Genomic DNA, 25,786 nt, shown 5'->3' with positions numbered 1-25,786 from the left:
CGTGTTGAGGGGGGAAACAACAGAAAACTCTTTATATAAAACGCACTGACACATCTTTTGGTTTCACAGAAAATGATTTTCCATGATGTCGGAGGGAATTGAAATGTTTTATAGAATGATAAGATAAAAACGAACCCTATGAATTGAAAATAAACGACTGCTCATGTCGTCAAGTTTCTTAATTGATGTTTACATTTTGAATTGAAATTTAAAAAAGATAAAATATTCACCAGGGACATAGGAGGGAATTACATGTCTATATATCATATGAAGGTACGTACAATAACAGGGAAAGACATGACACTTCAGCCTTTCACGGGAAAGGTACTGATGATCGTGAATACTGCAAGCAGGTGCGGTTTTACTCCCCAATTGAAGCAGCTGCAGGAATTATATGATACATATCAGCAGGAGGGGCTTGAGATCTTAGGGTTTCCCTGCAATCAATTTATGAACCAAGAGCCTGGAGAAGAGGCTGACATACAGGAATTTTGTGAAACAAATTACGGTGTTACGTTTCCCATGTTTTCAAAAGTGGATGTAAACGGAAAAAACGCCCATCCGCTGTTTGTGTATTTGACAGAGCATGCAAAAGGAATGCTGGGAACTAAGGCAATTAAGTGGAATTTCACGAAATTTATAGTGGATAGAAATGGAGAAATCGTTGGCCGTTATTCACCAAATACAAATCCGAAAGAGCTGGAAGATGCTATCGTGAAGCTATTAGGGCAATGAAGAGGGTGTTTTTGTGAAGAAATTGAAGCAGGCAGAGCAAATCAGGACATGGGTTCAATCTATCCTGACTGGCGAAAGCTCTGGACATGATTATCATCATGTATCAAGAGTTGCAGATCTTGCTGTGTATATTGGAGAAAAGGAAAAAGCGGATTTGTTCATTGTTGAAACGGCGGCTTTGGTTCATGATTTAATTGATGTGAAGCTGCCTGACACGGTCAGGCTTTCTGTGAGCGAAGTGTATGATCAGCTCGTTTTTTTCGGGGTAGGAAAAGAGGCTGCTGACAGAGTGATTCATATTATAACAAGGATGTCCTTTCGGGACAGGGGGAAATTGGCGAAGGAGCCGCTCTCAATTGAAGGAAAAGCTGTACAGGATGCTGACAGACTTGATGCGATTGGTGCTGTCGGCATTGCGAGAGCTTTCATGTTTGCGGGCGCAAAAGGGCATGGCCTATATGGAGATGAGCAAAGCGCCTACGCTCATTTTTTTCATAAGCTGCTGCGGCTGAAAGATATGATGAATACAGACACTGCACGGGAATTGGCAGAAGAAAGACACGATTTTATGCTTCAGTTTGTCCGCCAATTAGAAAAAGACATACCCGGGATTGATGCCAAAACGTCGTAATAGAAGGCTTGGAACGACTGTGATAGAATAAGTCACAGATATGCTATAGGAGGACGATCATGAAGATAAAATCAATTGAACCTACACCAAGCCCGAATACAATGAAAGTCATCTTAACGGAAGAGCTTCCGGCGGGCAAAAGCAATAACTATAAACCTGAGCAAGCAGAAGGCGCACCGCCCGTTATAGCGGAAATCCTTAAAATAGATGGAGTTAAAGGGGTATATCACGTCGCAGATTTTCTAGCTGTTGAACGGAATGCAAGATACGACTGGAAAGACATTTTACCGCAAGTCCGCACTGCATTTGGGATGGAAAGTGCTGAAAGCGCAGAAGAAAACCGCTCTGAACAAGAATCTTTTGGGGAGGTAAAAGTTTTTGTGCAGATGTTCAGCGGCATTCCTATGCAAGTTAAATTGACGGATGGGGAGCGGGAAGAGCGCTTCGGCTTACCTGAGCGCTTTCAGCAGGCGATCTTAAAACTCAGATCTGAAGCTTCAAATGTTGTGTTTGAGCGGGCCTGGAAAGAACAAGGTGTCAGATTCGGTGACTTTAATGAAATCGGCCATGACGTGACAGAAGAGCTTCAGGCGGCATACAGTGATGAACGGCTGAAACGACTGACAGAAGCAGCTGCTCAAGGAAAGAGCGAAGCAAAACAAGCAGTACAGCGCAAAGCGTATAAAGTAACGCTCGACATGCTTGATGATGAGGACTGGAAAAAGCGTTATGCGCATCTGGAACAGATGGATCCAAAAGAAGAGGATATCCCGGTTTTACAGAAGGCATTGGATGATCCAAAGGTGTCCATCAGAAGACAGGCTGTTGTGTACTTAGGAATGATTGAAACACCTGATGTTCTTCCTCTATTGTATAAAGCACTTGAGGACAAAGCGGTCTCAGTCAGAAGAACGGCCGGAGACTGCCTGTCTGATATCGGCGATCCTCAAGCCATTCCTGTTATGATCAAGTCGTTAAGCGACTCCAGCAAGCTTGTTCGTTGGCGTGCGGCTATGTTCCTGTACGAAGTCGGCGATGAAAGTGCAATTGAAGCTTTGCGCGCTGCCGAAGATGATCCCGAATTTGAGGTCAGCCTTCAAGTGAAAATGGCGCTTGAGCGTATTGAACATGGAGAAGAAGCAAAAGGGTCTGTTTGGAAACAAATGACAGAGAGCAGAAAAAAGGGTGAATAGAGATGAAAAAGGTGCAGATCATGCACCTTTTTTATGTGAATTCACTTTTTATAAAAATTATTTCGAATATTGTTGAAAAATGTTCGAAAACTATTTATAGTAAGTAACAATATTAATAGTTGGAGGGTTCAAATCGACAGAAAGCTATATAAATATAAAAACACAAAAGAACAAACCAAGGCGAGGGCGGCCTGAAATTATCTTTTTTGCAAAAACAGCCCATAAATAAACTGAAAATTGTTAAAATAAAATCCAATCTAACAATTGAAAGAATTTAGGGGGATCACCATGGCAGAATTACGCAGTAACATGATCACACAAGGAATCGATAGAGCTCCGCACCGCAGTTTGCTTCGTGCAGCAGGTGTAAAAGAAGAGGATTTCGGCAAGCCGTTTATTGCGGTGTGTAATTCATACATTGATATCGTTCCCGGTCATGTTCACTTGCAGGAATTTGGAAAAATTGTAAAAGAAGCAATCAGGGAAGCAGGAGGCGTCCCATTTGAATTTAATACCATTGGAGTAGATGATGGCATCGCGATGGGGCATATTGGTATGAGATATTCGCTGCCAAGCCGTGAAATCATCGCTGACTCTGTGGAAACGGTTGTATCCGCACACTGGTTTGACGGAATGGTCTGTATTCCGAACTGCGACAAAATCACGCCGGGAATGCTTATGGCGGCAATGCGCATCAACATTCCGACGATTTTTGTCAGCGGCGGGCCGATGGCGGCAGGAAGAACAAGTGACGGGCGAAAAATCTCCCTTTCCTCAGTATTCGAAGGGGTAGGCGCCTACCAAGCAGGGAAAATCAATGAAAACGAGCTTCAAGAACTAGAGCAGTTCGGATGCCCAACGTGCGGGTCTTGCTCAGGCATGTTTACGGCGAACTCAATGAACTGTCTGTCAGAAGCACTTGGTCTTGCTTTGCCGGGTAATGGAACCATTCTGGCGACATCTCCGGAACGCAAAGAGTTTGTCAGAAAATCGGCTGCGCAATTAATGGAAACGATTCGCAAAGATATCAAACCGCGTGATATCGTTACTGTAAAAGCGATTGATAACGCGTTTGCACTCGATATGGCGCTCGGAGGTTCTACAAATACCGTTCTTCATACGCTTGCTCTTGCAAACGAAGCCGGCGTTGAATACTCTTTAGAACGCATTAACGAAGTCGCTGAGCGCGTGCCGCACTTGGCCAAGCTGGCGCCTGCTTCGGATGTGTTTATTGAAGATCTTCATGAAGCGGGCGGCGTGTCAGCGGCTCTGAATGAGCTTTCAAAGAAAGAAGGAGCGCTTCATTTAGATGCGCTGACTGTTACAGGAAAAACTCTTGGAGAAACCATTGCGGGACATGAAATAAAGGATTATGACGTTATTCATCCATTGGATCAGCCATTTACTGAAAAGGGCGGTCTGGCTGTTTTATTTGGTAATCTGGCTCCGGACGGCGCTATCATTAAAACGGGCGGCGTACAGAATGGGATTACAAGACACGAAGGGCCGGCTGTCGTATTCGATTCTCAGGACGAGGCACTTGACGGCATTATCAACCGAAAAGTAAAAGAAGGCGACGTTGTCATCATCAGATACGAAGGGCCAAAAGGGGGACCTGGCATGCCGGAAATGCTGGCGCCAACATCTCAAATCGTTGGAATGGGACTCGGACCAAAAGTGGCATTGATTACGGACGGACGTTTTTCCGGAGCCTCCCGTGGGCTCTCCATCGGTCACGTATCCCCTGAGGCCGCTGAGGGCGGACCGCTTGCCTTTGTTGAAAACGGAGACCATATTATCGTTGATATTGAAAAACGCATCTTGGATGTACAAGTGCCAGAAGAAGAGTGGGAAAAACGGAAAGCAAACTGGAAAGGTTTTGAACCGAAAGTGAAAACCGGCTACCTGGCACGTTATTCTAAGCTTGTGACAAGTGCCAACACTGGCGGTATCATGAAAATCTAGTAGGTGAGGACACTTACTTCTGTATTTTAAGGCGTGAACATTTGAAATCCGGCCCTCTCTATAGTATCCTTTACTTCAGATGAAGGATACTAGAGGGGGCTTTTTTATGTCAATGGCTTATGAAGAATACATGCGTCAGCTTGTCGTACCGATGCGCCGCGAGCTGACTGGAGCAGGTTTTGAAGAGTTAACAACAGCGGAAGAAGTAGAAAACTTTATGGAAAAGGCAGAGGGCACAACTCTTGTAGTCGTTAACTCTGTATGCGGCTGCGCCGCAGGCCTTGCACGTCCTGCAGCAACACAGGCAGTTCTCCAGAATGACAAAACGCCTGACAATACGGTGACTGTATTTGCGGGCCAAGATAAAGACGCTACTGCAAAAATGCGTGAGTATTTTACTGGCCAAGAGCCTTCTTCACCGTCAATGGCTCTTTTGAAAGGCAAAGAAGTTGTACATTTTATTCCGCGTCATGAAATTGAAGGACACGACATGGAAGAAATTATGAAAAATCTGACTGCTGCCTTTGATGCACACTGCTAAGTGCCCGTTTTCCGGGCATTTTCTTTTTGGGAGTACAGAAGATGATAACAACAAGCTATAGACCGTCTGAACACACCATAAAAACTGCAAAGCAGCTATCTAAAGAGCTAAATATGCCATACTGCGGCCGAAATAAACAAACGGTTGAAAACCTGCTGAAGTCAGCTGAACGTGATTTGCTTGTGGTCGGCAAAGAGCGATTTGAGCTATTTACGAAACAAGGTGCCAAATTCTTTTTTCATCCGAATACCGCGATGTTCAGAGCCAAACGCTTCTTACGCGGTGAGCAAGAGCCGATGCTTCGGGCTGCCGGTTTATCGGAAGGGGATACGTTTTTAGATTGCACACTCGGGCTGGGGTCAGATGCCATTATCGCAAGTATGGCGGTAGGCGAAACGGGGTCTGTGGTTGGGGTGGAAAAAAACCATCTTGTATCCGTTTTAGTGAGAACGGGGCTGCATTCATGGGAAACAGGTATAGAAGAGCTTCAAGCAGCGATGAGAAGAATCCAGGTAAAGAATGGTGATTGCTTAGAATACATCAAGCAGCTTCCTGACGGCTCTGTTGATGTGGTTTATTTCGATCCAATGTTTCATGAACCTGTAGAGACCTCTGACGGTATTGCGCCTTTACGCGATTTGGCTGAGGATTCCGTTTTGCACGAAGAGTGTATCAAGGAAGCGGTACGCATTGCCAGAAAAAGTGTTGTGCTAAAAGACCATTGGAAAAGCCCGCGGTTTGAACAGTTTGGTTTTCATGTCATAAAAAGAAAAACAGCACTGTTCCATTATGGTGTCATTCAGGCAAGTAAAGAAATCCCGTGATTCATACCACGGGATTTTCTGTTAATCGGTGACTTCCATGACGACAAAGTATAACAATGTTAAGAGTGAAACTGTGGCAAACAGAGCGTCAATCATATGCGGAAAGCCTCCTTTCACAGAATATTGTAAGCGTTTTTACACAAAGTGCATAGCAACGAATCTCCTAATTTGTGTATCAGTTTCATATAGTACATGACTTGAATGTTTTGGATGTGCTAAAATAAGAGAAACATGACAATAAAATAGAGAGGAATAAGCAGTCATGAAATTGTGGATGAGAAAGACCCTTGTGGTTTTATTTACCATTGTGACGTTCGGGCTCGTATCTCCTCCGGCTGCTCTTATGGCGGACAAGCCTTCTGGACAGCCGAGCAGTCTTGAGCAGAATGATTACACCGCTTTTTATGATGAGCATGACCTGTACGATGATGAGTCGGATGACAGGCGAGATCCTGAACTGCTTTTTCAATCGTACAAGGAACAGCTCCTTGACAGCGCTGAGGATCAGTCCTTTTTAAAATTCGGCAGCAGAATCGCTCCGGTCATTGAAGATGATTATCGGAAAGAGATCCTGCCAAAAATCGAAAATGTGATTAGTGATTATTTAGCGACATTGCAAGATGATGAAGCGTATCAAGATGTTGTGATCTCAAGCATGCCTTCAGCAGGCAAAACGGAAAAAATATTCAACGTTTACAATCGGACAACTGGAGAAGATCTTCTGAGATTCCATGTGCGCAGAGACCATCCGCCTCATGACGGCTACTGGTTTAATTTTCATTATCATACAGCAGAAGATGGATTTCAATCACATCATGAGCTTGGGAGCATTTACTGGGACCGCAACACGCCTCCCAACTGGATGAGTGCTTAAAGGAGATGCCATTAGACATGAAAAAGTACACAATGAATGAAATGGTCAATATAACAAAAGATATGCTGAATAAACGGGGCGTTATGATAGAAGATATTGCACGCATTGTTCAAAAACTTCAGGAAAAATACAATCCAAACCTGCCGCTCAGTGTTTGCATGGAGAATGTAGAAAAAGTCCTGAACAAACGTGAAATTATTCATGCTGTTTTGACAGGACTTGCACTCGATCAGCTTGCAGAACAGAAGCTTCTCCCCGAACCGCTGCAGCATCTTGTTGAAACAGATGAACCGCTTTACGGCATAGACGAAATCATCCCGCTTTCAATCGTTAATGTGTATGGGTCGATCGGCTTGACCAATTTCGGTTATTTGGATAAAGAGAAGATTGGTATTATTAAGGAACTTGATGAAAGTCCAGACGGTATTCACACCTTTTTGGATGATATTGTGGCAGCTCTTGCTGCAGCAGCGGCGAGCAGAATTGCGCATACGCATCAGGATCTGCAAGATGAAGAAAAAGAACAGGATGAAAAGCCTGTCGTCAGCTGACTATAAAAAAATCATTTCTGGGTTCAGAAATGATTTTTTATTGTGTTACACTACAAGAAGACTACTTTTAAAGGATGAAAAAAATGAAACAGTATAAGGATTTATGCAGACATGTTTTAGAGCAAAAAGGGGCGGTCAGCGTATGATTTCATTTATTTTTGCGATGGATGCCAACAGGCTTATCGGCAAAGACAATGATTTGCCGTGGCATTTGCCCAATGATCTTGCATACTTTAAGAAAGTAACATCGGGCCATTCAATCATTATGGGCAGGAAAACATTTGAATCGATCGGACGTCCGCTTCCAAATCGGAAAAATATTGTCGTCACATCAGCGCCGGCTTTAGAATTTCCGGGATGCACGGTTGTCAGTTCGTTACAGGATGTACTGGATATTTGTTCAGGCTCTGAAGAATGCTTTGTGATCGGAGGGGCTCAGCTCTATACGGACCTGTTCCCTTATGCGGACAGACTGTATATGACGAAAATTCATCACGAGTTTGAAGGTGACCGTCACTTTCCTGAATTTGATGAAGGCGATTGGGAACTGGTTTCTTCTGAGCAGGGGATCAAGGACGAAAAAAACCCGTATGATTACGAATTTCTCGTGTATGAAAAAAAGAATTCTTCTAAAGCGGGAGGATTTTAATTGGTTCGCTACAGCTTTCTAATGGTTTATATTGTGTATATGCTGTTGAAAAATATGAAACAATTATTTAATCAAACAATGCTCGACCCTCGTCTGTCATATAAAAAACAGATGACTCTTGTGTACGAACAGCCAAAGGCATTTTTGGAAGGCTGTATTGGCATCTCCGGTTCAGTTGTGACAATCCATCAGCCAGAGCCAATCCCACAAGGTCCTGTTTTGTATGTGCACTCTCGTTTGCGCTTGGCTGAACTGGCCTTAATTGCTGGATATATTGAGGAACCGGCCGGCTTTATCGCCAACCCAAAAGTGTTCCGCTTGCCTTTTATCGGGCAATGGCTGGATCGTATGGATGTGATTTCAGACGGTCATTCAGAGAAGGTATATGAAAATGTGACAAAACAGCTGGAAAAGGGGCAAAGCTTGATTCTTTCACTAGATGGTTCTATTGATCCTGTAGAACTTGCAGCCCGCTATCAACTTCCGTTAGTGATGGTGGAAACGAAAGGAACAGAGCACCTGCAAAAGGGGGCGTTTTTTAAACGCTTAAAACCAGCCGACATTGAATTGTCCTTTTCAAAAGCTTATATACCTGCCAATGAAAAACAATTACGTGCATAAAAAAGCGCAGTCGTTAAGACTGCGCTTTTTTGTTACGAAAGGAACGGTACCTTTACACAATAGAAGAGCACGCAGAAAAACATAGCAGCGCTCCCGCCCAATACGAAGCTATGCCAAATGGCGTGATGGAAGGGGATCTTTTTCCAAATGTAAAAGATGGTTCCGACAGAGTATAGAATGCCGCCGAGAAAAAGAAGGCTGAATCCCGCTCCGCTCAGCGAAGCATATAAAGGTTTAACCGCAATAATCATCAGCCAGCCCATGATCAAGTACACTATGGTTGACAGTAGGATAAAGCGTTTCACGAAGAAAATTTTAAAGACGATTCCACCCAGGGCAAGTGACCATACGATAACCAGCAGGGTAAAGCCGAGTGTGCCTTTCAGCGGTCCGAGTAAAAAAGGCGTGTAGGTTCCTGCGATGAGTACGTAAATCGCGCTATGATCGATAATCTCCAAAATGTCCTTCGTCTTTTTATGTGTGATACTGTGAAGCAGTGTAGAGCTCAAATATAACAGCAGCATAGAGACACCGAAAATCGTAAAGCTGACAATGTCCCAGGCAGACCCGTAATTAGCCGCGAATATGATTAAAAACACTAAAGCAGGGATGGATAAGAGTACACCAATGCCGTGTGTAATGGCATTGGCGATCTCTTCTTTCATTGTAAACAAGTGCATTCTCCTTTCGATCGCTAAATCATTTGATTTTTTAACGTCTCTATAAAGCGCAAGCCCTCAAAGGTAATTTTTGTGCCGGCGCGTCCGCGGCTTTTGGTGACATAGTCTTTTTTCTCCAAATAGTCGAGACGGCTTCTGACCTGCTGTGGCGTTAACGAGGTTTGGGTATTTTTGCTGTGTTCAGAAATGATCCGTCTGCTGGCAGGTTCTCCTTTTTCATTCAATACTTTTATTGTTTCCAAAATAAACAAAAACTCAGCTTTTTCCATTAAAGTCAGCAGCTTTGCTTTTTTCTTTGAGGTTTTTCCGTCTATCGCGCCTCTAATATATGGCGGCAGGTCATGTGGATGAATCGTTCCCCCGCTTGATACTGCCGCCATATAATCTGCAGCGTTTTTTAATTCCCTGACATTGCCTTCAAATGTATGCTGCTCAAGCACCGGAAAGACAGAGGGGTCGATTAACAATTGCTGCCCGGAATTTGAGAGGAAATATTGTGTCAAAAGCGGTATATCGCTTTTTCGTTCGGATAATTCGGGCAGTGTGAGCGTTAAAATGTTCAGCCTGTAAAATAAGTCTTGCCTGAAGGAATGTTCCACGGATCCGTCTGCAGAAGCACAGATCATTCGCGGCTTCTCCATGTCTGAATCAAACGCTTTTAACAGCTGAGCTTGTACAGAAGCCGGCATGCGCCATACTTCATCAAGAAAAAGGGTTCCTCGTGCCGTTTTGTGAAAAGCACCTGAGTTTCCGTTAGGACCAAAAAGCTCATGCATAAGGCTTTCTTCAGAATGCGTGCTGCAATTGACGCTTATAAACGGTTCATTGCTTCTCGAAGATTCCAAGTGTATGGCATGTGCGAAATGATTTTTGCCTGTTCCGATTTTTCCTGTTATTAAGACAGGAAGCTCAGATAATGAGAACTGCTTGGCGATTCGCTTTGCTTCCAGGAAAGTTTGATGTTCTCCGATTAGTTGTTGAAAGGTATTGAGTTTTGGTGCGCTATTCATCAATTGGCTCCTTTTGGTTCTAATTGGTTTCATTATATCATGCCTTTTGGCTGAAAACACCCTTTATTTTACGATCATCTTTTTTCTTGAGTCTGCAGGATAATGGTTAAACAGAAGTTTCCACGAGATGTGGTGGACATAGTCTGTATTTTTTTAATTATTAAATAAAAATAATTGTCTTATTTTTTGAATATTCGTGTTATAATGGCATATTAAATAGGGATTTAAAACAAGAAAGGAATCTGTACATGAAACCGTTGTTGAAAGAAAACTCTCTCATCCAAGTGAAAGACATTTTGAAGGCTCATCAAAACGTAAAGGACGTTGTCATTCACACACCTTTGCAGAGGAATGACAGACTTTCTGAGAGATATGAATGCAATATCTATTTAAAACGTGAAGACTTGCAAGTTGTTAGATCTTTTAAGCTCAGAGGGGCTTATCATAAAATGAAACAGCTTTCCAGCGAGCAGACAGAAAACGGAGTGGTGTGTGCAAGCGCCGGAAATCACGCGCAAGGCGTGGCATTCTCGTGTAAACATCTTGGCATTCACGGAAAAATTTTTATGCCGTCTACTACACCGAGACAAAAAGTATCTCAAGTTGAACTATTCGGAAAAGGATTTATCGATATTATTTTGACAGGCGATACGTTTGATGACGCGTATAAAAGTGCCGTAGAGTGCTGTGAGGCGGAATCTCGGACGTTTATCCATCCGTTCGATGATCCGGATGTGATGGCCGGACAAGGAACGCTCGCAGTCGAGATTTTAAACGACATTGATGCAGAACCGCATTTTCTTTTTGCAAGTGTCGGAGGCGGCGGTCTTCTCTCAGGGGTAGGTACATATTTGAAAAATGTGTCTCCTGATACAAAGGTAATTGCTGTTGAGCCGGCGGGAGCGGCATCCTATTTTGAATCAAACAAATCTGGGCATGTCGTCACACTTGATAAAATTGATAAGTTTGTAGATGGGGCAGCAGTTAAAAAAATTGGAGAGGAAACCTTTCGGACGCTGGAATCTGTTGTTGATGACATTCTCCTTGTCCCTGAAGGAAAAGTATGTACATCCATTCTTGAATTGTATAACGAATGTGCGATTGTTGCTGAACCGGCCGGAGCTCTTTCTGTCTCAGCGCTTGATTTGTACAAGGATGAAATTAAAGGAAAAAATGTGGTGTGTGTGGTCAGCGGGGGAAATAATGATATAGGAAGAATGCAGGAAATGAAGGAGCGATCCTTGATTTTTGAAGGTCTTCAGCATTATTTTATCGTCAACTTTCCGCAAAGAGCGGGGGCACTCCGTGAATTTCTTGACGAAGTCCTAGGGCCGAATGATGACATTACAAGGTTTGAATATACGAAGAAAAATAACAAAAGCAACGGACCTGCTCTTGTTGGCATCGAGCTGCAGAACAAAGCCGATTATGGGCCGCTGATTGAACGGATGAACAAAAAACCGTTTCATTATGTAGAGGTCAATAAGGATGAAGACTTATTCCATCTGCTGATCTAATTTTTTTCGCAACCGCGCAAAATGACAGACAGCCAGGCTGGCATCATATATAATAGAAGAAAAACAAAAAAAGAGGATTGATAGCTTGTTACTCAAAAGCCTAGAGTTCAAACGCGGTGACGGGATTCAGGTGAAAGTGACAGAAATACCTGTATTAAAGGAAGATGAGCACTATTTCTTTATGTTACATCACCATTTGCAATTCTACTTAAAAGAAGTGTTTTCATCAAACAGCAGGACAAAAGTGTATTCTTTCCGACATTATATGAAGCGCCGGATGAAGTGGGCAGATTATCAGGCTGTTTTTCATCAAGAGGTGTTAAAGCACAACGCATAACATGCCGTTTTTTACCTGTATGTCCTCCTTTGTAATCGTTAATGGGGAGGCATGCAGGATTTTTTTTGCTCAGTATCGAATACAAATATGGGACAGTAAGGACAGGTTTTAGAAAGCGTTTTTATGCTGGCTGAAAGGATGAATGTCATGAAGGTTATCAAAGGTTTAATGGCTGGGCTGTTTTTTCTGCTTTTGTGTGCCTGTGGAGAACAGCAGATTAAAAATCCGCTCAATTACGAAGTGGAGCCTTTTACATTTCAAAACCAAGACGGCAAGAACGTTTCATTAGAGAGTTTAAAAGGAGAAGTATGGCTGGCGGATTTTATTTTTACCAATTGTGAAACTGTATGTCCGCCGATGACTGCTCATATGACCGATCTGCAAAAAAAACTGAAAGCCGAGAATATAGATGTCCGCATCGTATCATTTAGTGTTGATCCAGAAAACGATAAGCCGAAACAGCTGAAGAAATTTGCCGCAAATTATCCATTATCTTTTGATAACTGGGATTTTCTCACCGGATACAGCCAGAGTGAGATTGAGGAGTTCGCACTTAAGAGCTTTAAAGCGATCGTAAAGAAACCGGAGGGAGAGGACCAAGTCATTCATCAATCATCTTTTTATTTGGTGGGCCCGGACGGTAAGGTGCTGAAAGATTACAATGGAGTTGAGAATACACCGTACGATGAAATTATCGCCGATGTAAAATCAGCAGGCGCACTCAAGTAAGCTAGAAGACTAGGCATTTGCAAATCTTCTAAAACATGATACACTTTCCACTAGTAGAATGGGAAGGAGCAACAAGATTGAAGCTGCGCATTTTTTCAATCATGGCCAGTTTGGTTTTGCTTCTTACTGCTTGTACGAGCATACGTACAGCATCTGAGGGAAAACAAAAAGATCATGAAACGAAAACGAAAGATCACATTGTCATAGCGGCTGTCGGAGATTCGCTGACAGAAGGAGTCGGAGATCCCGATGGAAAGGGATATGTCGGCAAGGTGGCGGATTCTATCCGGTCAGATAAACAAGTCAAAACGGTTGACGTGAAAAATTATGCCGTAAAAGGGAACCGTTCGGATGATTTATTAGAAAAACTAAAAGATAAAAAGGTTCAAAAAGGCATAAAGGACGCAGATTATGTCTTTTTTACAATTGGTGGTAATGATTTGATGAAAGTCCTTCGCCAAAACTTCCTGCAATTAACCGTTGAACCGTTTCAGGAAGCGGAAAAACCGTACGAAAAGCGCTTTGAAAAAATCATTTCTGAAATTCGCAAGCTGAATGATCACGCTGAGCTGATTTATGTCAGCATGTACAATCCGTTTACGTTTACATTATCTGAACTAAATGAAATAAACGGTGTTGTCACGGATTGGAACCATATTGCTGAAAAAGAGCTGAAAAAGGATAAGCATGCGAAAATCATTTATATCGAAGATTTGTTCAACAAAAAAAGTGACAGCAGCCGAATTTCTGAGGAAGATGATTTTCATCCTAATGGTACGGGTTATTCTCTAATCGCGAAGCGCGTCTATCAATCCATAAAAAAAGAAGGATTACCGAAAGAGTAGGGTGACAGCATGAATAAGTGGAAACGACTGTTTTTTATATTGCTTGCAATCAATTTTATCCTCGCTGCCGGGTTTGTAACACTTGTTTTGCTCCCGGGAGAGCAAGCTCAGGTGAAGGATTCATCTGAGAGCGAGTATGGATTTCAAGTGACAAGCACAAAAGAATCATTAGCTGCGTTTGTTAACTCATATTTAAACGACAAGGCATCAAACAAGCTTGATTATAAAGTAGAGATTGATGATGATGTTCATGTCGCAGGGAAAATCAAGGCATTTTCTACCTCTATTGATGCTTTTATCGCTTTTGAACCGACCGTGAAAAAAAACGGTGATGTAGAGTTGAATGTTACGAAATTTTCGTTAGGGAAATTGAGTATACCGATTAGCTTTGTGTTAAATTATATGGACAGCTTTTATGAATTGCCGTCATTTGTCCACGTTCACCCCGGAGATAAAAGCATTGAAGTGCGTTTGTCAGAAATGCCTTTAACGAATGGTATGTATGTCAAAGCGGATAAAATAAATTTAGAAAATGATGAAATTGAATTTTCCTATTACCATCCTAAACAATAGAGGTGACTGAAAATGAAACAGGTTTACCAGTATTTCAGTTTATTATCCTTTACATTTTCCCTGTACTTCGGCTGGCTGGCTTATCATCATCTGGCCGCTGAAGACATGGATCAAATGTATTTGAATGTTTCCTATTGTGCCTTGTTCCTAAGTGTGATGGTGTTTACATTCGGTATGCGAGACCGAAAAAAAACCGATAAATCATGAAAAAAGAGACATGAAACAACGTCTCTTTTTTCGTGCGGTCCGAAGAAAATTTGAGAATACAAGGAGAAAAGATGAAAGCATACGATTTTACACAGGGGAACGTGCTGAAACAGCTTGTATTGTTTTCAACGCCTATTATGCTCGGAAACGCATTGCAGGTTTCCTTTCAGTTTATAGACAGCTTGTGGATCGGCAATTTACTGGGGGCACAGGCTCTTGGGGCAGCCGCGGTATCAAGCACGATTGTTCTAACCGTGCTGTCTTTTATTTTGGGCCTTAACAATGCGACGTTAACCATTTTATCTCAGCAAAAAGGAAAAGATGATGTAAAGGGAATGACGTCGTATATTAACGCTTTTGTTGTTTTATTAACAGGCCTAAGCATCGGATTCGGCGTGGCCGGTTTTTTTCTGTCAGAGCTTTTGCTGCGTCTTCTAAAAACGCCGGAGTCAATGCTGCCGCTTGCTGAGACTTATTTGCAGATTCAATTTATTGGCATTTTATTTTTATTTGGTTATAACTTTATCAGTACTGTGCTTCGGGCGCTGGGCGACAGCAAGACACCGCTCCGGTTTATTGCGTTTGCTGTTGTACTGAATACAGTGCTGGCGCCGCTCTTTATTTCTGTGTTTCACATGGGAATAGCGGGTGCGGCTTATTCAACGATTTTGTCGCAAGGCATTGCGTTTCTGTATGGGTTGCTTTATGTCATCAAACACAAGCTTGTGCCATTCTCAATTCCGAGAGTGCCCAAGTGGGGAGAGTCTGCGCTGATTTTAAAACTCGGAATTCCGGCCGGTCTGCAGATGATGGTGATTACAGGCGGTATGATGGCGATTATGAGTGTTGTCAACTCATACGGGGAGCACGTGGTATCAGGTTTTGGCGCGGTCCAGCGGCTCGACAGCATCATCACGCTTCCAGCAATGGCTGCCGGTACGGCCGTCAACAGTATGGCAGGGCAAAATATCGGAATCGGAAACAAGAAAAGAGTAGGAACGATTGCAAGGCTTGGTGTGCTGGCTGTTATTTCCTGCATGCTGGTGATTGCGGTTATGATTTGGGTGCTTGGTAAATACCTTATAAGGTTATTTATCAGCGAGCCTGATGCGGTCGCATTTGGTGAACAATATTTGCGGTGGATCGCGTTTTTCTACCCTTTTATTGGGATTAATTTCGTACTGAACGGAATTGTCAGAGCCGCGGGAGCGATGCTGCAGGTGCTGGTTTTAAATTTGATCTCGTTTTGGGTGCTGCGATATCCTTTCACGGTTCTCTTTTCAGCTTGGCTTGGACAAAAAGGAATCGGGCTTGGAATCGGAATGAGTTTTTTATTTAGCAGTTGCGCGGCATTTTTGTATTACCGCTATGGCCGCTGGAAAACAATGAAGCTGTTCACTGAAAAATAAGTGAAGAACTGCGAAAAGCACATACCTATATATAGCGGTATGTGCTTTTTTTTACCGTTTTTTATCAAGTTTGCTGAAGAGCTCGATTAACGTGGCGAGTTCAGCATCAGTGTAACAGTCAAAGCGTTTAAAGAAATATTCCGTTTTTTTCTCGTTAAAGTGCTGAAGGACTTTTTCGCCAGCTTCAGTGATATGAATGCGGATGATACGTCTGTCTTCCTTCGATCTGATTCTCGTAATCCATTCCTTTTCTACCAGTGCATCAGTCACAGCCGTAATGTGGCTTGCCGATACCTCTAAAATAGGCGCAAATTCAGTGACTTTTTTAGGCCCTTGCTCACTGAGGATCCGAAGAATGGTGAATTCATTCCGCGACAGCTCTTTATCTAAAATTTCATTGATTTCATTGCGTATTTGTTTAAAGACTTTACGGAGTAAAGTTTCCATATCGTACATCATCTGTGTTCTTACTTTCAAATTTGTGAACCTCCATTACATAAGCATATTGCTTAAAACCTATAGATTTTATTGAAAAGCAGAATCATTTTCATTCTATTTTTACATGCTATAATATAATAATACCACGTATTAACAAAGGAGGCACCAGTATGTCTGAAAAAAAAGAAATCGCCACATTTGCAGGAGGCTGTTTTTGGTGTATGGTTAAACCTTTTGACGAACAGCCGGGAATTGAAAAAGTGGTGTCCGGGTATACAGGCGGCCATACTGAAAACCCTACGTATGAAGAGGTGTGCAGTGAAACGACAGGACATCGTGAAGCTGTTCAAATCACGTTTCATCCTGATGTATTCCCTTATGAAAAACTGCTTGAATTATTTTGGCAGCAAATCGATCCGACAGATGCCGGCGGACAGTTTGCTGATCGCGGCAGTTCCTACCGCGCAGCCATTTTTTATCATAATGATAAACAAAAGGAGCTTGCGGAAGCTTCCAAGCAACGTCTTTCGGAAAGCGGGATCTTTAAAGATCCGATTGTAACGGACATTTTAAAAGCTGAACCTTTCTATGAAGCGGAAGGCTACCATCAGCATTTTTATAAAAAGAATCCAGCACATTATCAGCGCTACCGGACAGGTTCCGGACGTGCCGGATTTATTAATGAGCATTGGGGGGATAAATAAATGGCGTACAATAAAGAAGAAAAATTGAAGTCATTAAATCGCATACAATATGAAGTAACGCAAAATAACGGCACGGAGCCGCCGTTTCAAAATGAATATTGGGATCATAAGGAAGAAGGGCTTTATGTAGACATTGTATCAGGCAAGCCATTGTTTACATCCAAGGATAAATTTGATTCCCACTGCGGCTGGCCAAGCTTTACAAAACCGGTTGAAGAAGAAGAAGTGGAAGAAAAACTGGACACGACTCATGGCATGATTCGCACAGAAGTAAGAAGTCGAACTGCCGACTCTCATCTTGGCCATGTATTTAATGACGGACCGGGGCCAAACGGGCTTCGTTACTGCATAAATTCAGCAGCGCTGCGGTTTGTTCCAAAGCATAAGCTGAAAGAGGAAGGATACGAAAGCTACCTGCATCTCTTTGATAAATAAAATATTAAAAACAGGCCTGCCTAATGGATAGACAGGCTTGTTTTTATGCCTTTTTCTCTTGATGCAAGTCTTCAATAATCTGGGCAATTCTTTCTTTCGTAATGAGCGGGGCCTGATCAGATTGATACCCAGGCAGATTGACTTTGCGAAAGTCAGGATGTTTTTCAGGCTCTGGAAGGATCGCATAAAGGTTGCCCCATTCATACAGTGATTCAATTTCATGCGGGGATGTTAATTCTTCGTGAAGCTTTTCACCTGGACGCTTGCCGACTTCTACTGCAGCCGGCCGCGGGAGCCCGTGCTGCGATGCATATTCTTCAAATCCATGAATCAGTTCTTCAAGTTTCAGTGATTCCATTTTAAAAATAAAGGTTTCTCCGCCTTTTGTAATCGCAGCTGATTGCAAAGTCAATGTAGCTGCATCGTCTATTGACATGAAAAATCTGGTCATGTTCTTGTCTGTGATAGTCAGAGGCTGACCCTCCATCATCTGTTCAAATAATATAGGGATGACCGAACCTCTGGAGCCCAGAACATTTCCGAAGCGGACCGAACAAAACACGGTTCCTTTGTTTTGAACGTGGCGGTTTGCTTGATGAAACAGCTTTTCAGATAACAGCTTGGTGGCACCCATTGTGTTCACAGGAGATACAGCTTTATCTGTACTGATATTAATGACATGCTGCACTCGGTGTAAAAGGGCAGCTTCCACCACATTTTGTCCGCCGATGAGATTGGTCTGGATCGCTTCAAATGGATGATCCTCACATGTCGGAACCTGTTTCAGCGCAGCCGCGTGAAAGACGATATCGACGCCTTTCATCACCTGATTCACCCTTCTGTGATCGCGCACATCTCCGAGTACAAATAATAGCCGCTTATCCTCCGCATACTTTTGGCTCATGACATACTGTTTACTGTCGTCTTTGCTGAATACAATCACCTGTTTAGGTGTAAGCAGCAAAAGGCGTTTGACAATTTGACTCCCAATTGAACCTGTTCCGCCAGTGACTAAAACTGTTTTGTTATGAAAAAATGGTTTTAGTTCTGCTGTTTGCTGTTTAGGCATGGCTTATCCTCCAACTCTCGTTTCTCTACCATGCATCATATGTTCAACTTTATAATCGAATTAATGAAAGCAACCAATAAAACAAAATTTAGGGGAATGATCATGTCACAACGTGTTCTTTTTTAATAGAAAATGATGAAACTAAATAAACAATGTACTAAATATTCATTATGTTTTTACTTCGCACCGCAAAAGCAAAGCTGACAAAATCATCTCACGTACCTCTTTAGGGAAAGTTGTTTATGAGTCAGAAACCCTATAAAAAAAAGGTTCATTTTCCTCACGGTAAATACTTGTATATATTTTACAATAGGGATGATAGTGATAAAAGAGGAGGGTACCAAATGAAGGTTTCAAAAACAATGCTGCTAAGCACCGCGGCGGGTTTATTGCTTAGCCTGACAGCAAACTCGGTGTCGGCTCATGATGTGAGTGAGGAACATCATTTCAAAGTGACTGCGCAAACGGAGACAGATCCGGTCGCTTCTGGCGATGACGCAGCAGATGATCCGGCCATTTGGGTTCATGAGAAACACCCGGAAAAAAGCAAATTAATTACGACAAATAAGAAATCAGGGCTCGTCGTCTATGATTTAGATGGAAAACAGCTTCATTCATATGAATTTGGCAAGCTCAATAATGTCGATCTGCGCTATGATTTTCCATTGAACGGCGAAAAAATTGATATTGCTGCCGCATCCAACAGGTCTGAAGGAAAAAATACAATTGAAGTATATGCAATAGACGGGGATAAAGGGAAATTGAAAAGCATTACAGATCCGAAACATCCTATTTCCACTGGTATTTCTGAGGTTTACGGATTCAGCCTGTATCACAGCCAGAAAACAGGGGCATTTTACGCATTAGTGACAGGCAAACAAGGGGAATTTGAGCAGTATGAAATTGTTGATGGTGGAAAAGGTTTTGTAACAGGAAAAAAAGTGCGTGAATTTAAGTTGAATTCTCAGACTGAAGGCCTTGTTGCGGATGATGAGTACGGGAACCTATACATAGCAGAGGAAGATGAGGCGATCTGGAAATTTAACGCTGAGCCAGGCGGAGGATCAAAGGGACAGGTTGTTGACCGTGCGACAGGTGAACATTTGACAGCTGATATTGAAGGACTGACAATCTATTATGCACCAAATGGCAAAGGATATCTCATGGCCTCAAGTCAAGGAGATAACAGCTATGCAATGTATGAACGGCAGGGGAAAAATCGCTATGTGGCCAACTTTGAAATTACAGATGGAGAGAAGATAGACGGTACTAGTGACACGGATGGTATTGATGTTCTCGGTTTCGGGCTTGGTCCAAAATATCCGTATGGGATTTTTGTGGCGCAGGACGGCGAAAATATCGATAATGGACAAGCAGTCAATCAAAACTTCAAAATTGTATCGTGGGAACAAATTGCACAGCATCTCGACGGAATGCCTGATCTTCATAAACAGGTGAACCCGAGGAAGCTGAAAGACCGTTCTGACGACTAGAAACAAAAGCAGCTGAACAAGCTGCTTTTTTCTGTGAATGAAAAAATCGTTCATAGCAATGAACGATTTTTCAAGAAAGCGCCAGATGAATCGCCTTTAGTGTTGCAGGAAGCTCATCAAACGTAAATGCAGGTACGGTCTCATTATAATTGGCTGCTGCAGCTTTATGCCGTTCTTCAGGGTTTTTGATATAGAAAGCGGTTTTTTCCTTAAAGTCGTCCATGCCGTGATAAGAAATAAAGGATGAAAAATGATGGGCCGCGGGTAAATCGGTTAATTGAAATGCTTCGCATGCAGCAATATCAAACGTTCGGTTATTAAAACTGGCATTTTTGATGCGCATAGTATTTTGGTTGAAAGCAAAATGATAGGGCCGATGCGCATTGATTACGATATCTGCTCCGTTATAATAATGAACGGCCTGTTCGGGTGGAACCCATGTGCTGACGACATCAATGTGCGGCTGTTTGAGCACTTTTTTAGGCAGATATTTTCTCCATTCCTTGCCGATTACCCGAACCGTGAAAGGCAGATGGACCGCTTCTTTCATAAGCTGAACCCGATTAGGGTAAGGATAGCCGATGATTAACAGATTTGAATGATAGGAATGTTCGGTGGCCATTTTTTTAAACAGCCGATGGTTAACTGGTATCGGAACATAATAGACGTTCTGGTAGCCGAGCTCTTGATAATAGAAAGCGGCATTTTGTTCAATCGTTAATATGGCGTCAGCAAGCTTAATTACCTGTAGGCTGATATCAATATAAAATGGGTCTTCGGTCAGCCAAACATACACGGGGATATCCTTACCCTTTAACCAGGTCAGCCAGTCGTGAGGAACGCGGTCTCCAACCATTATAAGTGCGAAGTCCGGCTGAAACGCTTCGATCTTCACCAAATATTCTGCTTCAGGTTTATCTGCAATCATATACTCTGTATGAGTGTTCTGAAAACATTCTTCAGCCCAGCGATCAAAATAACTGTATATGCCTCCGTATCCCGACTGGATATACAAGACTTTCATCGGATGTTATGAAAAGAACGTAACGCTTTCTACTTTGTCTACATCAATTAATGTTGTAGCTTGACCTGCCGGAGTGACGGAGCTTTCCTGTGTTACAAAGACGATACCGTGAACTTGATCGAAAGCAACGAAGACAACCGGCCCGATCATGTCACCTGAATCAGTCACAATGCTGATTGTCGTGCCTGGCGTAATTCTGGCAAAAATCCATCTTGCCGGAAGGGAAGGGTCTAAAATAGATTCTGCCGTAACTGTTTCACTTTCATCTACTTTTTGATCGATGGCAGCTTCAAGCAAGGCTTTAAGATTACTTTCCATGTTTTCTCCTCCTTCTGTTGCAGTTGGAAATAAAGGACTTAAAACGGTTTTAATTAAATCCTTTTTTAACTGTGCATTTTCAGAGCTCATTACACACACCTCCTATTCGATAGTGAACTCACGTTAATCTATTCTTCTGGCTGTTGTTTGGTATGAGTCGAACGCCGTACCAGACCTATTTTTCATGTATTTAAGGAAAATGCTGATTTTTTAATGAAGTGGACATAGCCCTATACCATACATCAAAGTCGCTCATATTGTGAAACAGAGTAAAGGGATAAGGGAGAGGGATTATTTGGATTTAGAGAAACAAGTGGATCGAGAAGAAAACCAAGATGAACTGCATTTTATTTTGCTTTTGCTGATTCTGCTTATTCGTCAATCATCTACTGAAGGAAATCCATCTGATCTCAGACGCCAGCTCGTTTTTGCAAAGGAGCTGGGCGTACCGGTTTCAAAAGTTCATTTGATCAACGGAGATACGCTTCAGAATGTCATCGTAAAAGAAGTACTGACTGATTTGGTTATTTTTCAAAACCCGTTAAATAACACGAGATCTCATGTGTCACTCTCAAGTGTTGTAAGCTGGGGTGCTTTTTAAATGATGACAGAGGCTCTGCTTGCTGCGGAGCCGTTTTTATGTTTGACGGCGGGGGCGGTATAGATGGGAGAGAAAGTGTCTATTATTTTAACAAGTTACAACAAACCTAAATATTTGCAAAAAGCGATCGAAAGCGTGATTCAGCAAACGCATGATCTTTGGGAGCTTTTTATTATGGATGATCATTCGAATGAAGAAACAACTGCGGTGATTCACAAGTATCTCCATGACCGGCGCATTCAATATCATAACAGTTTCGTGCAACCTGCAGATCGATTAAAAACAGCCCGTTATGCCACATTAATTAACAGTGCGCTCCCATTTGCAGACGGCGATTTCATTTCCTATCTTACTGATGACACTGTTTATCATCCCGAGCGGCTGAGCCGTATGGTGCAAGAATTTTCACATCAGCCTGAAGCGCAGGTTGTCTATTCAAAACAAAAAGTTGTACATGTAAACGAAAGGGGAGAGGAAATCTCACATTTCTATAGAAATGCCAATGCAGTGCTAGAGCAGGCGGCTTTTCATGTTGATCATTGTTCAGTAATGCATCGCCGTTCGTTACTTAATCTCATTCACCATAAATATGGAGGCTATTGGGATGATGATATGAAGCATTGGAATCATGGCGACGCAATTTTTTGGGCGAGACTCAACAACTTTACCCCATTTCTGCCGATAAATGAAGTATTAGATACAACTTATAAAACCCCAGATTCATTTCAAAATGCATATCGGTTTCTGCCCGCCGATTTGATTGACGGCTCTTTTGTGAAAGGTTCAGATCAAACTGTGTATTTTCTTGATCAGGGTGTACGGCACCCTGTCGGGGAAAAGTGGAGTTTTTGGTATCTAAATCGGACTGTCGTTGTTCCAGACCCATATTTATTCCAATATAGGATGGGGAAAATTTTAAACATTCCGAATTATATTTTAGTAAAGGAAGCTGACCATCCTGCCATATTTTATATCGAAGCCGGAAAAAAAAGGCGCATTGTGGACCAGTATACGTTTCAATTTTATCAATTTCAAAGAAAAGACATATTGACAGTTGGAAAAGAAGAGATGGAGGCGCTTTTGGAAGGACCGCCGATTATGTGGAAGCGATCTGAATTGATCAAAAATCCGCCTGGCCGAAGACTGTTTTTCATAGAACGCGAGCCGTTTTTGTTTCTAAACGGCTTCTTTCACCCAATTAGTGAACAAGTAGCAAGGAAGTTTTTTTTACATCAGAAGCCAATCTCCGCTTCTTTCCGAAATATTCAGCAATTTCCAATTGGAAAGCCGTTTTATCCGGTGTACGATGAGATTATAAAGAAATTGAACATTGCAACAGAGTAAAGGGATAGGTCATAAAAAGGAGACGTTCATGACAGGACATTATGCAAAAACGGAACATCAATATATATTGTTAACGTCTGAATCGACATCGTTTGATCATTACAGCGTATACAGAGATCCTCAGCTTCCGCAAATTTTTTCTCATAATTTTGTTCAGCTCCATGATACGTTTCCATTGGAGCGGTTATTGAATTTTTTGCCCTCCGTACCAAAGCTGCTTGAAGCGAATTATCTCCATTTAAAAGCATCGCCGCAGCATGTTTTTCCGCTCGGTTTGAAGCAGTCGCTTGTAAAAAGCGGTTTTGTCGTCGAGGATGAGCTGCTATATGACATGAAGCTTAGTGACTGGAAGGGACAGATGGGACATCCGTTAACCGCATGGGGGACGGCAAAGAGCCTTAGCGACGGATCTTCTATTATGAAAATTTACGATTCCATTTATATTGGAGAAGCGATCGCCGAACAAAAATTAAATAGAAAATATCCTTTCTACGAAGCGGGTACAATCATTCTTGTTGTTTGTTATAGCGACCAGGCACAGAAAATTCCCATTGGGTGCGGAGAGCTGTTTATCGATCAGCAAGAGAAAACAGCTAAAATCGAAGAAGTGGCAATTTTAGATCAGTTTCAAAGGAGGGGCTACGGCAGTATCTTAGTGCAAGAAATGCTGTCCATCGCCAAATCACTAGGAATGGAAGCAGCCTACTTAGTCGCTACAAGCACAGACGGTGCAACCCATTTTTACGAAAAGCTGACATTTAAAAAATATGAGCGGGTGCATACTGTTTTTCATTATTTCCTTACATGAAATAGGCGTTTGCACAAACCATTTGGGACTTGGCCCGCATAAAATGCCGTATATCGTGATAAGAAAGGATGAAAACAGCATGTATGGATACCCTGGATACGGTTACGGATTTGGCTGCGGGACAAATACATTTGTATTGATTGTCGTCTTGTTCATTTTATTAATTATTGTCGGAGCCGCTTTTATTTGCTAGATGCTGAAATTCAAAAAGAGCCTTCCCCTTCAGGGAGGCTCTTTTTATGTGAAAAAGTTTTTGCTGGGAACGTCATGCCGCCATTTGGACACTCATACAATATGTTAAAAGGGTTTTGAGGTGGGAGCATGAGCAGTTATTTGATTAAGCCGGAGCTTAGCTCGGTCTATCCGGTTGTCGGTTATGCGAGGGGTTCATATGTTTATGATCAGACCGGAAAAAAATATCTTGACGGCTCGTCAGGTGCGGTGACATGTAATATCGGCCACGGAGTTCGTGATGTGACTGAGAAGCTGAAAGAACAGCTTGATCAGGTGTCTTTTGCTTACCGCTCACAGTTTACGAGCGAGCCTGCCGAGCAATTAGCCGCTCTCTTGGCACGGGAGCTGCCGGGAGATGTGAATTGGTCTTTTTTTGTCAACAGCGGATCAGAAGCGATAGAAACAGCGATGAAAATCGCCATTCAGTATTGGCAGGAAAAAAAGCAAACACAAAAATCCATCTTTTTGTCTCGGTGGAGCAGTTACCACGGAATAACTTTGGGAGCGCTTTCATTATCTGGTTTTTATGAAAGGAGATACCGGTTCACCCATCTCATAGAGCGGTATCCAGCTATCTCAGCTCCACACCTTTATCGGCTGAATCAAGAGAAGGCAGAAAATTTTGTTCAGTCTGCAGCTGATGAATTGGATACTGCGATCAAAAGAATCGGAAGCCAATTCATCGCCGGCTTTGTGGCTGAGCCAATTATTGGTGCTGCAGGAGCAGCGATTACTCCGCCTCCGGGATATTATGAGAAATTAAGCGAGGTATGCCGCACACACGACGTGCTTTTTATTGCAGACGAAGTCATGACAGGGCTTGGGAGAACAGGAATGATGCTTGCGACAGAGCATTGGCACACCATTCCTGATATTGCTGTACTGGGCAAGGGTCTCGGTGCGGGGTATGCCCCTATTGCTGCTGCTGTTGTATCTGATTCTATTGTTGAAACGATTAAACAAGGATCAGGTGTGATTATGAGCGGCCACACATATAGTGCACATCCCTATTCAGCCAAAGCTGCTCTTGAAGTTTTGCGGTATGTGTTAAAGCACGGCTTGATCAAACAATCAGAAATAAAAGGAGCTGTGCTGAGGAAGAAGCTTGAAGAGGCGGCGTCTCAAAGCGGCATCATAGGTGATGTGCGCGGAAAGGGTCTGCTATTAGGCATTGAATTTGTGGCAGACAAGAAAACGAAGAAAGTGTTTCCGCCAGAACAGGCGGTAACCCAGCTTATTGTCAGCGAGGCGAAAAAACGCGGGCTGATTGTTTATCCTTCCAAAGCTGGGATAGACAGCGGAGAAGGAGATGCTGTCATTATTGCCCCTCCTTTTACCATTTCTGACGGTGAAGTTGAAGAGCTTATCTCTATTTTTTCAGAAACAGTTGCAGCGGTCGAAAAAAACTTAAAAAAGGATTGACATCA

General features: G+C 42.6%; 31 protein-coding genes and 1 pseudogene. 26 read left to right on the top strand and 6 right to left on the bottom strand.

Features of this window, described 5'->3' with window-relative positions:
• The first annotated feature begins 252 nt into the window (after positions 1-252).
• The 10 genes from CDO84_RS09930 (at position 253) to CDO84_RS09885 (ending at position 8,584) form a co-directional block, all read left to right on the top strand.
• Positions 253-735 (top strand): glutathione peroxidase, encoded by a 483-nt coding sequence (locus CDO84_RS09930; protein ID WP_040082835.1) that lies wholly within the window; start codon positions 253-255, stop codon positions 733-735.
• Positions 736-748: 13 nt separating this feature from the next.
• On the top strand, positions 749-1,366 hold the full coding sequence (gene hdhQ, locus CDO84_RS09925) for an Mn(2+)-dependent (deoxy)ribonucleoside pyrophosphohydrolase (RefSeq protein ID WP_014664337.1): 618 nt from the start codon (positions 749-751) through the stop codon (positions 1,364-1,366).
• 59 nt (positions 1,367-1,425) lie between these two features.
• Entirely contained in the window at positions 1,426-2,559 is a 1,134-nt protein-coding gene (locus CDO84_RS09920) for a conserved virulence factor C family protein (protein ID WP_040082836.1), read from the top strand.
• Positions 2,560-2,847: 288 nt separating this feature from the next.
• Entirely contained in the window at positions 2,848-4,524 is a 1,677-nt protein-coding gene (ilvD, locus tag CDO84_RS09915; RefSeq protein ID WP_040082837.1) for a dihydroxy-acid dehydratase, read from the top strand.
• 106 nt (positions 4,525-4,630) lie between these two features.
• Entirely contained in the window at positions 4,631-5,065 is a 435-nt protein-coding gene (gene brxA / locus CDO84_RS09910) for a bacilliredoxin BrxA (protein WP_040082838.1), read from the top strand.
• 41 nt (positions 5,066-5,106) lie between these two features.
• Positions 5,107-5,889 (top strand): class I SAM-dependent methyltransferase, encoded by a 783-nt coding sequence (locus CDO84_RS09905; protein ID WP_014664333.1) that lies wholly within the window; start codon positions 5,107-5,109, stop codon positions 5,887-5,889.
• 262 nt (positions 5,890-6,151) lie between these two features.
• Complete coding sequence (locus tag CDO84_RS09900; protein WP_009967559.1) at positions 6,152-6,763, top strand: YpjP family protein; 612 nt, start codon at positions 6,152-6,154, stop codon at positions 6,761-6,763.
• A 17-nt stretch (positions 6,764-6,780) separates the two neighbouring features.
• Positions 6,781-7,314 carry a phosphatidylglycerophosphatase A family protein gene (locus tag CDO84_RS09895; protein ID WP_040082840.1) on the top strand — a complete coding sequence of 178 codons (534 nt, stop codon included), beginning with the start codon at positions 6,781-6,783 and terminating at the stop codon, positions 7,312-7,314.
• A gap of 142 nt (positions 7,315-7,456) precedes the next feature.
• Positions 7,457-7,963, top strand: a complete 507-nt coding sequence (gene dfrA / locus CDO84_RS09890; RefSeq protein ID WP_040082841.1) for a dihydrofolate reductase DfrA — start codon at positions 7,457-7,459, stop codon at positions 7,961-7,963.
• A complete protein-coding gene (locus CDO84_RS09885; RefSeq protein ID WP_014664330.1) occupies positions 7,964-8,584 on the top strand; it encodes a lysophospholipid acyltransferase family protein in 621 nt (206 codons plus the stop codon). It begins immediately after the preceding gene.
• Positions 8,585-8,616: 32 nt separating this feature from the next.
• On the opposite strand, the gene trhA is transcribed toward CDO84_RS09885, so the two are convergent.
• Both trhA and CDO84_RS09875 read right to left on the bottom strand, forming a co-directional pair.
• The gene (gene trhA / locus CDO84_RS09880; RefSeq protein WP_014664329.1) at positions 8,617-9,258 is read right to left on the bottom strand and encodes a PAQR family membrane homeostasis protein TrhA; all 642 of its coding nucleotides are present in this window, start codon (positions 9,256-9,258) and stop codon (positions 8,617-8,619) included.
• A 20-nt stretch (positions 9,259-9,278) separates the two neighbouring features.
• Positions 9,279-10,274: a sigma 54-interacting transcriptional regulator gene (locus CDO84_RS09875; RefSeq protein WP_014664328.1), complete on the bottom strand. Its 996-nt coding sequence runs from the start codon at positions 10,272-10,274 to the stop codon at positions 9,279-9,281.
• A 248-nt stretch (positions 10,275-10,522) separates the two neighbouring features.
• On the opposite strand from CDO84_RS09875, the gene ilvA reads away from it, so the two are divergent.
• From ilvA to CDO84_RS09840, 7 genes are all read left to right on the top strand, one after another.
• Positions 10,523-11,791 (top strand): threonine ammonia-lyase IlvA, encoded by a 1,269-nt coding sequence (ilvA, locus tag CDO84_RS09870; RefSeq protein WP_040082842.1) that lies wholly within the window; start codon positions 10,523-10,525, stop codon positions 11,789-11,791.
• Positions 11,792-11,876: 85 nt separating this feature from the next.
• Complete coding sequence (locus CDO84_RS09865) at positions 11,877-12,128, top strand: YpmP family protein (RefSeq protein WP_014664326.1); 252 nt, start codon at positions 11,877-11,879, stop codon at positions 12,126-12,128.
• Between the two features lie 147 nt (positions 12,129-12,275).
• Complete coding sequence (scuA, locus tag CDO84_RS09860) at positions 12,276-12,857, top strand: cytochrome c oxidase assembly accessory protein ScuA (protein ID WP_040083780.1); 582 nt, start codon at positions 12,276-12,278, stop codon at positions 12,855-12,857.
• Between the two features lie 77 nt (positions 12,858-12,934).
• Positions 12,935-13,702, top strand: a complete 768-nt coding sequence (locus CDO84_RS09855) for an SGNH/GDSL hydrolase family protein (RefSeq protein ID WP_040082844.1) — start codon at positions 12,935-12,937, stop codon at positions 13,700-13,702.
• Between the two features lie 9 nt (positions 13,703-13,711).
• On the top strand, positions 13,712-14,275 hold the full coding sequence (locus CDO84_RS09850) for a YpmS family protein (protein WP_040082845.1): 564 nt from the start codon (positions 13,712-13,714) through the stop codon (positions 14,273-14,275).
• Positions 14,276-14,287: 12 nt separating this feature from the next.
• Positions 14,288-14,482 carry a protein YpmT gene (gene ypmT / locus CDO84_RS09845; protein ID WP_014664322.1) on the top strand — a complete coding sequence of 65 codons (195 nt, stop codon included), beginning with the start codon at positions 14,288-14,290 and terminating at the stop codon, positions 14,480-14,482.
• Between the two features lie 71 nt (positions 14,483-14,553).
• Positions 14,554-15,891, top strand: a complete 1,338-nt coding sequence (locus CDO84_RS09840; protein WP_040082846.1) for an MATE family efflux transporter — start codon at positions 14,554-14,556, stop codon at positions 15,889-15,891.
• Positions 15,892-15,942: 51 nt separating this feature from the next.
• Here CDO84_RS09840 and CDO84_RS09835 read toward each other — a convergent pair whose 3' ends face one another.
• Positions 15,943-16,368: a MarR family transcriptional regulator gene (locus CDO84_RS09835; RefSeq protein WP_004398634.1), complete on the bottom strand. Its 426-nt coding sequence runs from the start codon at positions 16,366-16,368 to the stop codon at positions 15,943-15,945.
• A gap of 131 nt (positions 16,369-16,499) precedes the next feature.
• Between CDO84_RS09835 and msrA the strand changes: the two genes are divergently transcribed.
• Positions 16,500-17,033, top strand: a complete 534-nt coding sequence (gene msrA, locus CDO84_RS09830; protein ID WP_040082847.1) for a peptide-methionine (S)-S-oxide reductase MsrA — start codon at positions 16,500-16,502, stop codon at positions 17,031-17,033.
• Entirely contained in the window at positions 17,034-17,468 is a 435-nt protein-coding gene (gene msrB, locus CDO84_RS09825; RefSeq protein WP_040082849.1) for a peptide-methionine (R)-S-oxide reductase MsrB, read from the top strand.
• A gap of 43 nt (positions 17,469-17,511) precedes the next feature.
• On the opposite strand, the gene CDO84_RS09820 is transcribed toward msrB, so the two are convergent.
• Positions 17,512-18,537 carry an SDR family NAD(P)-dependent oxidoreductase gene (locus CDO84_RS09820; protein WP_014664318.1) on the bottom strand — a complete coding sequence of 342 codons (1,026 nt, stop codon included), beginning with the start codon at positions 18,535-18,537 and terminating at the stop codon, positions 17,512-17,514.
• 344 nt (positions 18,538-18,881) lie between these two features.
• Between CDO84_RS09820 and CDO84_RS09815 the strand changes: the two genes are divergently transcribed.
• Complete coding sequence (locus CDO84_RS09815; RefSeq protein ID WP_040082850.1) at positions 18,882-20,030, top strand: phytase; 1,149 nt, start codon at positions 18,882-18,884, stop codon at positions 20,028-20,030.
• 70 nt (positions 20,031-20,100) lie between these two features.
• On the opposite strand, the gene cgeB is transcribed toward CDO84_RS09815, so the two are convergent.
• Together cgeB and cgeA are read right to left on the bottom strand one after the other, a co-directional pair.
• Entirely contained in the window at positions 20,101-21,054 is a 954-nt protein-coding gene (gene cgeB, locus CDO84_RS09810; RefSeq protein WP_040082851.1) for a spore maturation protein CgeB, read from the bottom strand.
• Positions 21,055-21,060: 6 nt separating this feature from the next.
• On the bottom strand, positions 21,061-21,462 hold the full coding sequence (cgeA, locus tag CDO84_RS09805; RefSeq protein ID WP_040082853.1) for a spore crust protein CgeA: 402 nt from the start codon (positions 21,460-21,462) through the stop codon (positions 21,061-21,063).
• A 205-nt stretch (positions 21,463-21,667) separates the two neighbouring features.
• On the opposite strand from cgeA, the gene cgeC reads away from it, so the two are divergent.
• The 6 genes and pseudogenes from cgeC to CDO84_RS09780 all read left to right on the top strand — a co-directional run bounded on the left by cgeC (position 21,668) and on the right by CDO84_RS09780 (position 25,781).
• On the top strand, positions 21,668-21,973 hold the full coding sequence (cgeC, locus tag CDO84_RS09800; RefSeq protein WP_014664314.1) for a spore maturation protein CgeC: 306 nt from the start codon (positions 21,668-21,670) through the stop codon (positions 21,971-21,973).
• Positions 21,974-22,036: 63 nt separating this feature from the next.
• Positions 22,037-23,317, top strand: a complete 1,281-nt coding sequence (cgeD, locus tag CDO84_RS09795; RefSeq protein WP_040082855.1) for a spore maturation glycosyltransferase CgeD — start codon at positions 22,037-22,039, stop codon at positions 23,315-23,317.
• 28 nt (positions 23,318-23,345) lie between these two features.
• The gene (cgeE, locus tag CDO84_RS09790; protein WP_040082856.1) at positions 23,346-24,125 is read left to right on the top strand and encodes a spore maturation N-acetyltransferase CgeE; all 780 of its coding nucleotides are present in this window, start codon (positions 23,346-23,348) and stop codon (positions 24,123-24,125) included.
• A gap of 43 nt (positions 24,126-24,168) precedes the next feature.
• Positions 24,169-24,318: a YjcZ family sporulation protein gene (locus tag CDO84_RS21920; protein WP_370881202.1), complete on the top strand. Its 150-nt coding sequence runs from the start codon at positions 24,169-24,171 to the stop codon at positions 24,316-24,318.
• A pseudogene (locus CDO84_RS21370) lies at positions 24,312-24,466 on the top strand (hypothetical protein). Before CDO84_RS21920 ends, CDO84_RS21370 begins: the two are co-directional and overlap by 7 nt.
• Complete coding sequence (locus tag CDO84_RS09780) at positions 24,447-25,781, top strand: aspartate aminotransferase family protein (protein WP_040082857.1); 1,335 nt, start codon at positions 24,447-24,449, stop codon at positions 25,779-25,781. The pseudogene CDO84_RS21370 and the gene CDO84_RS09780 overlap by 20 nt, the downstream one beginning before the upstream one ends.
• The last annotated feature ends 5 nt before the right edge of the window (positions 25,782-25,786 follow it).

It is taken from the genome of Bacillus sp. MD-5, assembly GCF_002201875.1.
GTDB lineage: Bacteria > Bacillota > Bacilli > Bacillales > Bacillaceae > Bacillus > Bacillus stercoris.
The sequence above is the reverse complement of the archived record's forward strand: the minus strand, read 5'-3'. Positions and strand labels throughout refer to the sequence as shown.